We start from the raw sequence: 14,768 nt of genomic DNA on the forward strand, positions 1-14,768 counted from the left end.
ACACTAGTCTACGGTCCTCATTTACTTAAGTAAACTCCCGGTCCTCGACTATCGTTTGCCTCGGAACTCAAGCCCGTCACATGGTTATGTAAGAAATCTAGCGAAACGCGATTTCAAAGATTCCATCTTTAGCATAGATAAAATTGCTACAGGGAACACGCAAATTTTAGGGATAAAAAGTTAGTTTTTAAACCACATTAATTTGCCGAGAGCAGATTGTACATTACTACTTAATTTTTCGGTCACTGATTTTTTAGTCAGATACTGACATTCATAAATTTCAGCTTTATCGCTAGCTGCTAGTACACTTAAATAATCATCACTGGTTATTAGTTCATCGACTAAATTGAGTGTAACTGCATCTTTCGCAAGCCAATGAGCTCCCGTAGCGACTACTGCCATATCGACTTGTTTTCGATTAGCTTGGATAAAGGCTTTAAAAAGATGATGGATTTCTTCCAGATCATCTTGAGTTTTTTCTCGTGCTTTAACAGTGTTCTCCCCAAAAATGGTCAGTGTACGTTTATATTCTCCTGCGGTTAGTAATTCGAAATCAATATCTCTTTTTTTTAAAAAACGATGAAAGTTCGGTAGTTGTGCTACGACACCGATTGAGCCAATAATTGCAAACGGTGCTGCTAAGATTTTATCCGCGACGCAGGCCATTAAATATCCACCGCTTGCGGCAATTTTATCGATAGTAACCGTCAAAGGGATACGTTTATCTTTTAAACGTTGTAATTGTGAAGCAGCTAATCCATACGGAGCAACCATGCCACCGCCACTTTCTAAGCGTAGTATCACTTCATCTTGGGGTGTTGCCACTTGGATGAGAGCGGTGATTTCTTCGCGTAGATTATTAACCGCAGTAGCTTTGATGTCACCCTGAAAATTTAAAACAAACACTCGTTTTTTCAATAATTTAGCAGATTTCTTTAATTTAATTTTTTGTTCTTTAGCATATTTTTTTAATTGTTTCTTATCTAAAATTTCTGAATTCAAAGTTTGAGCGAATTCTTGATACTTTTTATTAAGTTTGTTAACACATAGTTTATTTTTGTTTTGTTCTTTAGCTTTGCGAGTAATAGAGAAAACTCCGGCGGTTACTATTAAAATAGCAAGTACCAATGTAAATAGCTTCGCTAGAAAAACAACATATTGAAGAAGAAATGACATGGTTATTGGCCTTTTAACTCGTTTGAAAAAGGAATAATATAGCCTATGTCCTGTTTTGTATATAACAGTACTTTGTTAAATAGGCAATTGAAAAAGCTAACCCCATTATTTTATCAAGGAATGAAGAGTGTGTTAACTGTAGAGGAACTTTCTTATGCACGTAATAACAGAGTTCTGTTCAAACAACTAACGTTTCAACTTTTTCCAAAGCAAATATTACATATTGTTGGTGCAAATGGTTCAGGGAAAACCACATTATTACAGATACTAACCGGCTTACGTACTCCTCTACGCGGAAAAGTCATGTGGAATGGCATTGCAATTGATAAAAATAACATAAATTTTACCGATAATTTACTTTACGTTAATCACCGTTTAGGTATGAAATCTGCACTGAGTCCGACCGAAAATCTTTATTTATGCTTGGCCAGACGAAATTTAATCCATAAGCAATCCAAACGTAAAGCAATCCATACTATTCATCAGATATTAGACCAATTAGATTTAAAAGATTGTGCAGATACTTTATTAACACATCTTTCTGCAGGACAACAACGACGTTTGAGTTTAGCAAAATTATTATTGATCAAAGCAGATTGTTGGATTTTGGATGAGCCGTTTACTTCTCTCGATAGTGCCGGTATTGCATTTTTATCATCTTTAATGGAAAAACAAAGTGCTAGAGGAGGCGCCATTGTTTTTTCCAGTCATCAAGCGATGTATTCTTTCTCTTTGGAAATAAAAAAAATTTTTTTAGACACAAAGTCATGTTAAATTTTTTTTTAAAGTTTTTAACTAATTTGCGTTGTGAGTTATTAGCTGTTTTTCGTTATTATCAAGAATTGATTTATCCCTTATTATTTTTAATTTTAGCGATCATTTTATTTCCTTTAAGCATAAGCGCCGATCCTATTTTATTAAAAAAAATATCTGCCGGAATTTATTGGGTGGTGGTGTTATTTCTAGTATTATTAATGTTAGATCAGCTTTTTCGAAGTGATTGGAAAGAGGGAGATTTAGAACAGCTTATTTTACTTCCTAATGAGCTTTGCCTAGTTTTATTTGTCAAGTTATTAGTATTTTGCTTAGTAATTTGTGTGTCTTTGTTTATCGTGACGCCGATTCTGAGTCTAAGTTTGTTTATTCCTTTTATAGCTTTAAAAACTTTATATCTCACTATTTTATTAGGTACGCCAACCTTAATATTTCTAGGTGGTATTGCGCGTGCTTTAACCTTAGGACTTCCACAGAGTGGATTATTGATAATATTGATAATCACCCCATTTTACATTCCAGTGCTCATTTTTGCGAGCAGTGCGGTTGCGCTAGCGAGTTTGGGATTGCCTGCCAATGGACCATTAGCTTGGTTAGGCGTGTTAATGATTCTGAGTATGAGTTTAGCCCCGTTAGTTATTAATAAAATACTGCGTTTAGGCATAGCTTTTGCGTAATACTTCTGATACTTAATTTTTGTCTGTGTATGGTTCAAAGGAAATAAAAAATGACTCGACTAAAAAAAAGAAACAAAATTTATCGATATATCGCAGTACATCATTTTTATATGTTGTCGAACTATTTAGTTCCCATTTTTACTTTATCTTTATTAGTATTCGGTATTTATGGTGCAGTAGGAGGCTTATATTTAGCCCCTGCGGATTATCAGCAAGGAGATGCTTTTCGCATTATCTATGTGCATGTGCCCAGTGCTTTTTTATCATTGTTTGTTTATTTTATTATGGCATTTTTCTCAATTATAGGTTTAATTTTACGTATTAAATTAGCCGAATTAATCGTTTCGGGTAGTGTTTTTTTAGGAGCATGGTTTACTTTTTTAGCGTTATTAACAGGAAGCGTTTGGGCTAAACCGATGTGGGGAGCTTGGTGGGTTTGGGACGCGCGCTTAACTTCAGAGCTTATTTTATTATTTTTATATCTTGGTGTAATTGCTTTACGTTCTGCAATTCCTGAGCGGCATATGGGGGCCCAAGCTACGGCGATATTGATTACCTTGGGTTTAGCGAACATACCCATTATTCACTATTCAGTGTATTGGTGGAATACTTTGCATCAAGGGGCGACACTACATTTTTTTAGCCCTTCATTAATCGAGCCGGGTATGCTTTATCCTTTATTATCGATGATAGCAGCATTCATAAGCTTTTATTTTATTGTTTTATTATTACATATCCGTTGTGAAATATTAGAACACTACATCAAGTTCAATCAAGCTAATAGCTTGTAATTAATCGTGACGAGAATCCTTGGCTAATGGTAGGAGTGGGTCGATTATAATCACCTCTAAAATTATTGTTTTCATTGCGCCAAAATTTTGATGCGCAAGTTGAAGAATTCTGTTGTATTTTAACTTTGTGATTAAACTCCTGTAGTGTTATATAACCACTAATGATAACTTGTAGTATTAATTGAGCTAAAAATATACTTTCTTGGCTGTCTGTTTTGAAGCCTTTAGAAAGATTTGGTTGGTTTATTTCAGTTAACGTCGGTAAAGATTTTGGAAATGGAAGTTGGAGTAATTTAAACATTTCATTTAAGCAGCGTTCGAAATTATCTTTTAATAGAGGACATTTTAACTCTTTGACATATTCTACTAAACAAGTAGACCAAAAATCGTTTAGATCGGGTATTTCAGTATCAATTTTGGCTTGTTTTTTAAACAAAGTCCAAAATATTAAAAATTGTTCATCTAAAAAATAATCAATTTTTTCTTGATGATCGAAATCTGGTTCATGGATTTTTGTCAGTACGATGCTGAGCAATTTTATGAAATTCAGATCAGTTATCCAATGATTCAGTTTATTTTTAGCTTTTGTAATTTTTCTCATATCACTTATTTCGCCTATTCCATGTCGAATGACTGCACCAATAACATCAAATATAACCGAAGAAACCAGCCCTACAGAATATGTCAATGCAGAAACGACCTTTGAGACCATATCTGGATTTAGTGCAATATTTTTTCCCTGATCGGCATCAATAATTTTTAAAACATCGACCTTTGCTGATATTCTATTATAAAAATGAAAATAAGCATGTTCATTAATTTTATTGTTTTGTATAAAACGTTCGTAGAGTTTATGAATAACATTTTCTGCATGGTATTCAGGGAGAAAAGCCAACAAATTATCCTTTAGTTGAGATTCTGCTAAAGGTAATTGTTGGTTTAAAAATAAATGGTTATTAATCTCTAAACTATTGCTAAGTTTAAGTTGTTGGCGCCGCTTTTTTGTTACTTTTTGCCACAAGCTTTTTTTGGATTTTTTAATCAAATCATAAGGTAATCTTTTTTTAAAAAGATTAGGTGCTTTTTCTTTATTTGAGAATAAAATTTTAGAATTTTCGAAGTACATTCTCATACCGCCTTATTATTTTTCTCTATATTAACACCAAATTAAATTTTTTTAAAAATATTTTTTCTTAATAAAATAGAAGTATTAAATTTTACTATTTGACTGATTTTAAAGGCTCTGAGTAGTGTTAAGGGGTAGGACTTAGTTGAGTTTCAGAGTAGACTATGACTCTTTAATTTTGTGTTTATAATTATGAAATTGCTAAATTTTGAAGTCGGTATCGATAAACCTTTATTTGTTATGGCGGGGCCTTGTGTTGTGGAAAGCGAACAACTGGCCATGGATACTGCTGGGCGTCTGAAAGAAATCACCAATAAATTGAATATACCTTTTATTTACAAATCTTCCTTCGACAAAGCAAATCGTTCTTCTGCTAAGAGTTTTCGCGGTTTGGGCTTAGAAGAAGGCCTGCGCATTTTAGCCAAAGTTAAAAAGGAATTGGGTGTTGCGATAGTCACTGATGTTCATGAAGATACACCTTTGAATGAGGTGGCGAGTGTGGTGGATATTTTACAAACGCCCGCATTTTTATGCCGACAGACTAATTTTATCCAAAAAGTTGCCCAACAAGGTCTACCGGTTAACATTAAGAAAGGTCAGTTTCTATCTCCGTGGGACATGCAATACGTCGTTGAGAAAGCATATCAAGTAGGGAATAAAAAGATCATGGTCTGTGAACGTGGCGTGACGTTTGGATATAATAATCTGGTTTCTGATATGCGTTCATTGGCTATCCTGCGCGCAACTCAATGTCCAGTGGTATTTGATGCGACACACTCCGTACAATTGCCAGGTGGTCAAGGTGGATCGTCGGGAGGACAACGAGAGTTTATCCCCGTATTGGCACGTGCAGCGGTAGCGGCAGGTATTGCGGGTCTTTTTATGGAAACCCATCCTAATCCAGAACAAGCATTAAGCGATGGGCCAAATTCTTGGCCATTAGAAAAAATAGCTGAACTGTTAGCAAGCTTGCAAGAGATAGATAAAACGGTAAAAAAAACCAACTTAATAGAAACAACGCTATAGGTAAGAACGTATGCCAAAAATTGCTGAGATTAATGCGTATGAAATTTTAGATTCAAGAGCTAACCCCACTATTGCTGTTGAAGTTATCTTAGATTCAGGTTTAAAAGCAGATGCGAGTGTTCCATCCGGTGCATCGACGGGTTCAAAAGAAGCAATAGAATTAAGGGATACGAAAAGGCGGGATCGTTATCAAGGTAAAGGTGTTTTATTAGCTATCCAAAATATTCTAGGGCCAATCCGAAAAAACTTAATTGGAAAAGATATTGCCGATCAAAACGCATTAGACCATTTAATGAAAGAATTGGATGGAACAGATAATAAAGAAAAATTAGGTGCGAATGCTATTTTAGGAGTTTCCTTAAGTTTATTGAAAGCGGCGGCTTTAGCGAAAGGACAAGCATTATATGTGCATATTGCTGAGCTTATGGGTCAAGGAGATAAGCAATATCTAATGCCAGTACCGCAGATGAATATCATTAATGGTGGTGTGCATGCGGATAATCCATTAGCCATCCAAGAATTTATGATCTTACCTCTAGGCGCACCTACGTTTAGTGAAGCCTTACGTTGGGGCGTTGAGACTTTTCATTGTTTAAAATCCTATTTAAAAAAGCAAGGTTTCAATACTAATGTAGGCGATGAAGGAGGTTTTGCACCTAATTTTCAATCGCACCAAGAGGCTATTGAAAGTATTTTAGTGGCAGTTGAACGAGCCGGATATAAACCAGGTAAGGACATTTATCTAGGTTTAGATGCCGCAAGTAATGAATTTTATCATCAAGGTAAATATTGTGTAGAAAATAAAGAATTAAATGCCGAGCAATGGATTAACTATTTAGAGCATTTAGTCCAACAATATCCTATTATTAGCATTGAAGATGGTATGGCCGAATCAGATGAACAAGGTTGGATGCAACTAACAAAACGATTGGGTAAAGAAATACAACTGGTCGGAGATGATTTATTTGTGACTAATCCCGTTTTATTCCAGCAGGGAATAGATAAAAATTTAGCTAATGCGATTCTTATTAAATTGAATCAGATTGGCACAGTCAGTGAAACCTTAGAAGTAATTTCCTTAGCAAAACAAGCTCACTACGCAGCGATTATTTCTCATCGTTCAGGTGAGACCGAAGATACTAGTATAGCCGATTTATCCGTGGGTACTGGGGTTGGTCAGATAAAAACCGGTTCTGTCTGTCGTACGGATCGTACTGCAAAATACAATCGTTTGTTACGGATTGAAGCAGAGCTAGCAAGAGAAAATAAGGTAAGTTATGCGGGTAAGTCTGTTTTTTCACGTTTTTTAAATGATTAATTCGATGAAACCTCTTATAGTTATTTTGACGGTACTTTTCTTAAGCTTGCAATATAAGCTATGGTTTGTACAAGATGGTGTATGGCGCGTGCATCAACTTAAAAAACAAATTGCTCAGCAATTAAAGGAGAATACACAACTGAATCAACGTAATACAGCTATGGTAGCTGAAATCAAGGATCTTAAGTCAGGTAAAATCGCATTGGAAGCGCATGCACGCAATGATCTTAATATGGTAAAATCTAATGAATTATTTTATATGGTAGTTGATAAGCCAAAAAGTAAAAACAAATAAACTTATTATTAAAATTTAACGGGTTTCCAGATTCGAATAATGGGTGCTAAGGAAAGTACTTTCATATTGCGTAAGGGAGGGAACTCTAGAGAAGCATCCGAATTAATAACATACAGATCATAACTATTAGCAACATGAGCTATTTTTACACGCCTAATTAATAATTCTCTTCCTTCAAGTTCGACGATACAATCTGCACCGTGTCCCAACTCCATATTTTTATCAGTTAATTTTTTTCCTGCTACCAGATCACCGGGACCATAAAGTGGTTTCATACTTTCATTATCAATAAGATAGATCAGATGTTCAGGATAATTTTTTCTAAAAAGTGCTAATTCTTCCTTAATTTCATTATTTTCTAAAGGATAATCGGATTTTTTCTCATTAATAGAAATTCTGGATAATGATTCAAGACTTTTATAATTTAATTTAGACAACTTACTTGAATCAGTTACTTTGGGTGGTTCGCCATAGCCTGTCATTAACCAAATGACTGAACATTCTATCCCTTCTTCGCGCATTGCTTTGCTGACTTTTTGTGCACCACGTTCAGTGACGCTACTATATCCTTGTTCCCAATAATTAATCGTGGTTAAGCCTAGATTGCAATGTTGAGCAAATTCTTTCATGGATAAATGCGACATTTTACGCAAATATCTTAGTCGATTAGCTCGCTCTTGAATATCAATAGACAGAGAAGTGTTTTTTTCTTTTATGGAATTAGGATTCTTTTTCATTATCTTCCTTTACTAAATTTGACATAAAATATCTATTCAGATAATATTTAGTCTTAATAGAAGACTAAATAAATGAAAATTATATTTTTTATTGAAGGTGCTTTGTCTGTGTAAATTTTTTTGCTGCATTTAAAAAATTTTAAAATAAAGTTAAAAACTAAAACTGGTGGTTTACGTTAACATTGTTTATTTTGCAATTTACAGTTTACGTTAACTTTATGCAGAATAAAATTTTTACGGTTAATGTCTACCAGAATAGTTCTGAAATTTTTAATTTTATCAATAAAATATCCTTCGATATATTAAAGATAGGTTATTAATAGCAAATGTGTACTTTTTTAGATTTAAGCTGATATTTCATGATATTCGATACAATTTATCCTTATTTCATAGACACAACTTAAGCCTTTAAGAAAGGAAACATTAATTAAGTATATCTATTATAACGAATATCAACCCAGGTGTGGATAGTAGGCGTTGTTTTTATTTAAAATAGAGTATGTAGATTAAAGCATAGTCATGTAGGCTTACACCGAGCTTACTTAAAATTGTTATTGTTGAGGCTAAAAATGGATTAATACATTGAGTTAACTTAATTTCTGGGATGGTCATTAGCCACGCGCAATGATCAGGCTTGTTATTTTTGCAATGATTATAGCGATGGAAAATAAAACGATTGCTAATTTATGGAGAAGAATAATGTCAATTTTAAAATTACGAACTACTCTAATGGAAAAAATTAAAGATTTGGGGAGTAGTTTTCATCCCCCATTAAAAAAACCTTTAGAAGAACTAAGTTTCCCGGTAAAAAATGTGCGTAATCCTTTACCTAGAATTTTATCGATAGATGATAACAAAATTTGTCAAAAAATTAATGTAAAAAATCTGCAAAAATTTGGTTGCACTGTAGAATGTGTTAATTCAGCACGCAGTGCTTTAGACAAATTAAGCTCGTCCTATCAAGTCATTCTATTAGATGTCAATTTACCGGATTGTAGTATTGATTTATTAATTAATTTAATTCGTAGTGACGAAAGAAATGTTAATCAAAAAGTACCCATCGTATTAACAAGTAGTTGGCTTCATGAAACTTGCAAAAAGAATTATTTGGCTATAGGCGTTAATGAGGTCTATGTAAAGCCTATGCAAGAAAATGATTTTAAAAAAATTTTACAAAACCACGGTGTTATTGCTTAAAATTTTAGATAACAATAAAAAAGTCTACAAAATATTACTTTTTAACTAGAACTTAACTGACCATCTTCCATGTGCAAAATTCGATCTAATCGACTAGCGAGATCCTGATCATGCGTGACAATAACTAAGCTAGTATTAAATTCTTCATTGAGTTCAAGTAAGGTTTGATACACTTGTTCAGCTGTGTGGCTGTCAAGATTACCAGTGGGTTCATCCGCTAATATGCAAAGCGGGTTGTTTACCAATGCTCTTACGATGGCAGTGCGTTGACGTTCTCCACCCGATAACTCACCGAGTTTATGATGTTGTCGATGTATCAGACCGACTTTTTTTAATAAACTCAGTGCTTTCTTCTGAGCAAGTACAGGCTTAACACCCGCTAGCAATAAAGGGATACATGTATTTTCTAATACGCTAAATTCTGGTAATAAATGATGAAATTGATAAATAAAACCAAGATAACGATTACGCAGATGACTGCGATGGTTCTCGCTCAACTGATCTAAATTTTGTCCCGCCAGAAAAACTTTACCCGAACTGGGTCGATCCAATCCACCCAATAGATGTAATAAAGTACTTTTTCCAGCGCCAGAAGGACCAACAATTGCAATGCGTTCGCGAGCTTGCACAGAAAAGTTGATAGGTTTGAGTACTTCGACATACAGAGAGCCATCATGAAATGTTTTACTTAAATGAGTACAACTCAGTACCGGAACATCCTGCTTAGAAGGGGTAGCTAAATCGCTAGGTGACCTATTCATAACGTAAAGCCTCCGCAGGAAGTGTGCGTGCGGCTTTTAATGCCGGATAGATGGTGGCTAATAAACTCATACCTAAAGCGGCGATACAAATATGAATAATATCGGCTGTTTCAATCTTGGAAGGTAATTTATCCACAAAAAAGTAGACGTTAGACGCAAGAATTTGTACATGAAAGACATGTTCGATAAAGCTTAAGATGTTACTGACTTGGGAAGCTAATGCAATTCCACCGATTAAACCCAGAAATGTGCCACTAAAACCTATCACACAGCCTTGTACCATAAAAATACTTAAAATCGTACCAGGAGTTGCACCCAAAGTACGCAAAATCGCAATATCAGACTGCTTATCAGTAACAACCATCATTAATGATGAAACTAAATTAAACGCCGAGATGGCAATTAATAAGAGTAAAATAAAAAACATCATTCTTTTTTCTAAAGAAATAGCATACATCAAACTACCAAACGTACTAGTCCAATCCCTTACCATATAAGTAGGGGGTAAAGTTTTAATAAGTACATTCGAAACAGTCGGTGCCGCATATAGATCATTCAACTTCAAACGCAAGCCAGTGACACCTTGACCTAATTGAAACAATGTTTGTGCATCTTTTAGAGCGATGTAAGCCATGCTGCTTTCAAATCCGAAACTGCGTCCGACACGAAAAATTCCACTGACGGTAAAGGTTTTAAAGCGCGGAATAATACCGACCGGTGTTAAGCTAACGCTGGGTGTGATGACATTGACTTTATCACCGATTTGAATACCCAAATCTAAAGCTAATTCTTCGCCTAGCACAATGTTATAGTGACCGGGTTCTAAATTGAAATTACCTTCTACTATTTTGTGCGGTACTTCAGAAACATTTTTTTCTAATTCAGGTAACACACCACTGATCATAATCGGATGCGGTTGTCCTTGATCGACTAACATCCCTTGTCCAGAGACATAGGGGGCGCTGGCGATAACGTCCGTTTGATGAGAAACTTTTTGTGCTAATGAATTAATTTGCGTTAATGGCTGTCCGTTCGTCGCCGTGATAGCAACTTGAGTTGCCATGTCAAAGATGCGGTCGCGGATCGCATTATCAAAACCATTCATCACCGATAAGACTGTGATCAGTACCATCACCCCGAGGGCGATACCAATCATCGAAGTCAAAGAAATAAAGGAAATGAAATGGTTGCGTTTTTTTGCACGTGTATAACGCAAACCAATATATAAAGCGATGGGACGAAACACACTAAGACCCTATTAATGTTGTTAAGGTAATATACCACTCGCTGGAAAGATTGCGAATTTTTATGCCCAGAATACGGAGCTAGTTAATTTCCTGGTGTCGTTTCAGCCGGTTCGCCCATAGCCACGATGGCATGAAAACCACCATCGACATGAACAATTTCACCGGTAATGCCCGAAGCCATATCAGAACACAGAAAAGCTGCGGTATTTCCGACTTGCTCGATAGTGGTATTTTTGCGTAACGGCGTAACTGCTGCATTATAAGCTAAAATTTTTCGAAAACCGGAAATGCCTGAAGCCGCTAGGGTACGAATCGGCCCAGCCGATATGGCATTCACACGGATATGTTTTGGACCTAAACTATTCGCCAGATAACGGACATTAGCCTCTAAACTTGCTTTGGCTAAACCCATAATATTATAGTTTTGCAAGGCTTTTTCGGATCCCAGATAACTAAGTGTAAGGATAGCGCCGCCGTTGGTTTGATCTTTCATCATCGGAAATGCTGCTTTTGCTAGGGCAGCTAAACTAAAGCTACTGATATCATGTGCAATTCTAAAACCTTCACGGTTAACATGTTCGAGATAATCACCTTGTAATTGGTCGGCAGGGGCGTAAGCCACTGAATGAACCAAGATATCCAAACCATCCCAACTGACATTCAGCTGTTTAAAAAGTTCAGTAATATCTTCATCGCGACTGACATCACAAGGAATGACGATGTCCGAGTTAAAATCCCTACTCGCCATTTTAGCGACACGCTCTTTAAGTTTTTCACCTTGATAAGCAAATGCCAGTTGCGCTCCTTCACGGTGCATGGCTTCAGCGATTCCGTAAGCAATCGATCGATCACTGGCTAAACCAACAATTAACGCACGTTTATTATCTAGCAGACCCATGATTTTCCTCTTTGCTTTTATTACTAAAATTATTTAATAATTCGCGAATTTTGGCTTTGATAAGTTCAATAGCAATCCGATTTTCGCCACCGCGTGGCACAATGATATCAGCATAATGTTTAGAAGGCTCGATGAATTGGGAAAACATCGGCCGCACTGTTTGTTGATATTGCGTTAACACCGCTTCAATTTCCCTACCACGTTCAACGACGTCCCGTTTAATGCGACGAATTAAACAAATATCTAATGGAGTATCCATATAAATGCGGATATCCATGAGTTCCCTTAAGTCAATTTCAGCAAACAGTAAAATGCCTTCTAAAACAATAATATTATGTGGGCCGAGGCGTCGCGTTTGTTGCTCACGAATATGCAAGGTGTGGTTATAAATAGGAATTTCTACTGATTCACCTGCTTGCAGTTGCTTAAGATGCTCAATGAGTAAGTTGTGATCGAAGGCATCCGGATGGTCATAATTGTTTTGTATACGCTTTTCAAAAGCGATGCTACTGTTATCCTTATAATAGGAGTCTTCAGAAATGACAGCGACTTGTTCGGATCCCAGTTCTTTGACAATAGTGTGTGCCAATAAACTTTTACCTGAAGCAGAAGCTCCAGCAATACCGATAATGATACAGCGCTGCGTCATACAAGCCTTAGTATTCAATAAATGCTGGTAAGTTAGCAGTTTTTGATAAAAAGGTAAATGGCATTAATAATATAAATCCTTGGGCAAACGTTTCTTGAATAATTTTATTATATTAAATTAAAGTTATGTGTAAAAATAAAAAAATCTAATCTATATCAATAAAACAAAGGAAGTTTTCTGTGACATTTTCCTACGCACTATTGCTCGGCGCTTTTTTTTTAGCACTCTTGCAATGCGGTGTTCCTTTAGCGGGTCTTTATTTCCAACGTCTGAAATGGCTTAAATGGGTTAAGCCGCTTACTTGGTCGCACTTTATATTGGTTGCGTTGGCTATTCTAAGTTTAGCGTATGCGTTTTTAGTGAATGATTTTTCTTTTGCCTATGTCGCGCAGAATTCAAATTTGCATTTGCCGTGGTTTTACCGTGTGTGTGCAGTATGGGGCGGACATGAAGGGTCGATATTGTTATGGATGTTTATCTTAAATCTATGGACAATTGCCGTTCTTATTTTAGAACAATCCATGCAACTGGCTTTATTAGCACGAATCATAGCAGTATTGGGATTTATTAGTGCGGGTTTTCTATTATTTCTGTTAACACTTTCAAATCCATTTAGTTTAGGCGCAGAAAGTGTGCTGGATGGACGTGATCTGAATCCCTTGCTACAAGATCCAGGTTTAATTATTCATCCTCCTTTACTTTATATGGGCTATGTCGGTTTTTCAGTCAGTTTTTCTTTTGCAGTAGCCGCCTTATTAAGCGGCCGTTTTGATAAAGAATGGGCAAAACGCATGCGACCTTGGACTTTGGCGGCTTGGTGTTTTTTGACCTGGGGAATTGTATCGGGTAGTTGGTGGGCATACCGCGTATTAGGGTGGGGAGGTTGGTGGTTTTGGGATCCGGTAGAAAACGCATCACTATTACCTTGGCTTGCCGGCACGGCATTAATTCATTCCTTATTAGTGGTCGAAAAACAAGAAATATTAAAAACTTGGGTGATATTGCTCGCCATATTAAGCTTTGCTTTGAGTTTAATTGGTACGTTTATCGTACGTTCCGGTATTTTAATTTCGGTGCATGCTTTCGCCGTTGATCCGTGGCGAGGTGTGTTTATGCTAGGTTTATTAGTGCTAGTGATAGGCACGGCATTGTGTATTTATGCTTACAAGATCCACAATTTTAAACAACCCCTTGCACAAATTAGCTTACTCTCGCGCACCATGCTGTTAATTGTGAATAATGTTTTACTCAGTGTAGTGATCTTTACCGTGTTACTGGGCACATTGTATCCCTTGATCATTGAAGTATTAGGTTTGGGCAAGCTTTCCGTGGGTGCACCGTATTTCAATCTGGTGTTTGCACCGTTTGCTATTTTATTATTATTTTTTATGGGTTTATCCTATTTAATTCCATGGAAGCAAGAAGTTCGCGGCGATGTTTTAAGAAAAATAGTCAGTATCCTACTTATTTCCTTCAGTTTGAGCTTTAGTTTAATTATTTTGTTTAGTAAAGAATTGCACTGGCAAGTGCTGATAGGTTTGAGCTTAGCTTTATGGATCCTATTAAATACTTTTCAACTGCTCAGAACATCATTTAAAAAAAAATTAAGCTTAAAAAATATTTTTAAAACACAAGGTGCTATGTTAGTCGCGCATGCAGGTGTTGCTATTCTAGCGATAGGCATCATTTTAAGCAGTTACTATAGTCTGGAGCGTAATGTGCGAATGCGTGTCGGCGATAATTTGTCCTTAAGCGGTTATTACTTCAGGTTACAACAGGTGTATGCCTTACAAGGACCTAACTACACTGGCGCAGTGGCCAATATCCAAGTGAATCACCAAAACAATGAATTTCTACGACCACAATTACGTTATTATCCCATAACCGATGTCATGATCAGCAAACCCGCTATCGCAGTAGGTGTTTGGCGTGATTTATATGTGTCTTTAGCCGAACCCATTGGCAAACAGACCTGGGCCTTGCGGTTTTATTACAAACCTTTTGTGCGTTGGATCTGGATAGGTGGACTCTGCATGATGCTCGGCGGTATATGGGCCATTCTTTCTCGACGTTACGCAAAGTGAAGCGCTGATCCG

Annotated in this window: 15 protein-coding genes; 8 read left to right on the top strand and 7 right to left on the bottom strand. The window is 36.3% G+C overall.

The genetic code is table 11. From position 1 onward, the window contains the following. Window positions 1–180: 180 nt before the first annotated feature. Complete coding sequence (gene sohB / locus AAHI99_RS01695) at window positions 181–1,176, bottom strand: protease SohB (RefSeq protein WP_342227959.1); 996 nt, start codon at window positions 1,174–1,176, stop codon at window positions 181–183. Between the two features lie 45 nt (window positions 1,177–1,221). On the opposite strand from sohB, the gene ccmA reads away from it, so the two are divergent. The 3 genes from ccmA to AAHI99_RS01710 are packed head-to-tail and all read left to right on the top strand — an operon-like array spanning window position 1,222 to window position 3,418. After that, a complete protein-coding gene (gene ccmA / locus AAHI99_RS01700) occupies window positions 1,222–1,950 on the top strand; it encodes a cytochrome c biogenesis heme-transporting ATPase CcmA (protein ID WP_342227960.1) in 729 nt (242 codons plus the stop codon). Then, window positions 1,944–2,627, top strand: a complete 684-nt coding sequence (locus AAHI99_RS01705) for a heme exporter protein CcmB (RefSeq protein ID WP_342227961.1) — start codon at window positions 1,944–1,946, stop codon at window positions 2,625–2,627. The genes ccmA and AAHI99_RS01705 overlap by 7 nt, the downstream gene beginning before the upstream one ends. Window positions 2,628–2,677: 50 nt before the next feature. Then, on the top strand, window positions 2,678–3,418 hold the full coding sequence (locus AAHI99_RS01710) for a heme ABC transporter permease (protein ID WP_342227962.1): 741 nt from the start codon (window positions 2,678–2,680) through the stop codon (window positions 3,416–3,418). Here the strand turns inward: AAHI99_RS01710 and AAHI99_RS01715 are convergent. After that, window positions 3,405–4,544: a hypothetical protein gene (locus AAHI99_RS01715; RefSeq protein WP_342227963.1), complete on the bottom strand. Its 1,140-nt coding sequence runs from the start codon at window positions 4,542–4,544 to the stop codon at window positions 3,405–3,407. The genes AAHI99_RS01710 and AAHI99_RS01715 overlap by 14 nt on opposite strands. 192 nt (window positions 4,545–4,736) lie before the next feature. Here AAHI99_RS01715 and kdsA point away from each other — a divergent pair, with 192 nt between their 5' ends. Genes kdsA through ftsB form a run of 3 tightly spaced genes read left to right on the top strand, consistent with a single transcriptional unit; the run spans window position 4,737 to window position 7,183 of the window. Then, the gene (gene kdsA / locus AAHI99_RS01720; protein ID WP_342227964.1) at window positions 4,737–5,570 is read left to right on the top strand and encodes a 3-deoxy-8-phosphooctulonate synthase; all 834 of its coding nucleotides are present in this window, start codon (window positions 4,737–4,739) and stop codon (window positions 5,568–5,570) included. Between the two features lie 10 nt (window positions 5,571–5,580). Next, window positions 5,581–6,888, top strand: a complete 1,308-nt coding sequence (gene eno, locus AAHI99_RS01725) for a phosphopyruvate hydratase (protein ID WP_342227965.1) — start codon at window positions 5,581–5,583, stop codon at window positions 6,886–6,888. A 4-nt stretch (window positions 6,889–6,892) separates the two neighbouring features. After that, window positions 6,893–7,183, top strand: coding sequence for a cell division protein FtsB (gene ftsB / locus AAHI99_RS01730; protein WP_342227966.1), 291 nt, complete (start codon window positions 6,893–6,895; stop codon window positions 7,181–7,183). Between the two features lie 8 nt (window positions 7,184–7,191). Here ftsB and AAHI99_RS01735 read toward each other — a convergent pair whose 3' ends face one another. Next, entirely contained in the window at window positions 7,192–7,920 is a 729-nt protein-coding gene (locus tag AAHI99_RS01735; RefSeq protein WP_342227967.1) for a helix-turn-helix domain-containing protein, read from the bottom strand. Window positions 7,921–8,619: 699 nt separating this feature from the next. Between AAHI99_RS01735 and AAHI99_RS01740 the strand changes: the two genes are divergently transcribed. Continuing rightward, a complete protein-coding gene (locus tag AAHI99_RS01740; RefSeq protein WP_342227968.1) occupies window positions 8,620–9,117 on the top strand; it encodes a response regulator in 498 nt (165 codons plus the stop codon). A 41-nt stretch (window positions 9,118–9,158) separates the two neighbouring features. On the opposite strand, the gene lolD is transcribed toward AAHI99_RS01740, so the two are convergent. From lolD to udk, 4 genes are all read right to left on the bottom strand, one after another. Then, the gene (gene lolD, locus AAHI99_RS01745; protein ID WP_342227969.1) at window positions 9,159–9,878 is read right to left on the bottom strand and encodes a lipoprotein-releasing ABC transporter ATP-binding protein LolD; all 720 of its coding nucleotides are present in this window, start codon (window positions 9,876–9,878) and stop codon (window positions 9,159–9,161) included. Beyond that, window positions 9,871–11,124: a lipoprotein-releasing ABC transporter permease subunit gene (locus tag AAHI99_RS01750; protein WP_342227970.1), complete on the bottom strand. Its 1,254-nt coding sequence runs from the start codon at window positions 11,122–11,124 to the stop codon at window positions 9,871–9,873. The genes lolD and AAHI99_RS01750 overlap by 8 nt, the downstream gene beginning before the upstream one ends. 83 nt (window positions 11,125–11,207) lie before the next feature. Continuing rightward, window positions 11,208–12,023, bottom strand: a complete 816-nt coding sequence (locus AAHI99_RS01755; protein WP_342227971.1) for an enoyl-ACP reductase — start codon at window positions 12,021–12,023, stop codon at window positions 11,208–11,210. Further along, a complete protein-coding gene (udk, locus tag AAHI99_RS01760) occupies window positions 12,007–12,672 on the bottom strand; it encodes a uridine kinase (protein WP_342227972.1) in 666 nt (221 codons plus the stop codon). Before udk ends, AAHI99_RS01755 begins: the two co-directional genes overlap by 17 nt. A 179-nt stretch (window positions 12,673–12,851) precedes the next feature. Between udk and AAHI99_RS01765 the strand changes: the two genes are divergently transcribed. Continuing rightward, a complete protein-coding gene (locus AAHI99_RS01765) occupies window positions 12,852–14,756 on the top strand; it encodes a heme lyase CcmF/NrfE family subunit (RefSeq protein ID WP_342227973.1) in 1,905 nt (634 codons plus the stop codon). The last annotated feature ends 12 nt before the right edge of the window (window positions 14,757–14,768 follow it).

Origin of the sequence: Rickettsiella endosymbiont of Rhagonycha lignosa, assembly GCF_964031165.1 — a bacterium.
Taxonomy (GTDB): domain Bacteria; phylum Pseudomonadota; class Gammaproteobacteria; order Diplorickettsiales; family Diplorickettsiaceae; genus Aquirickettsiella.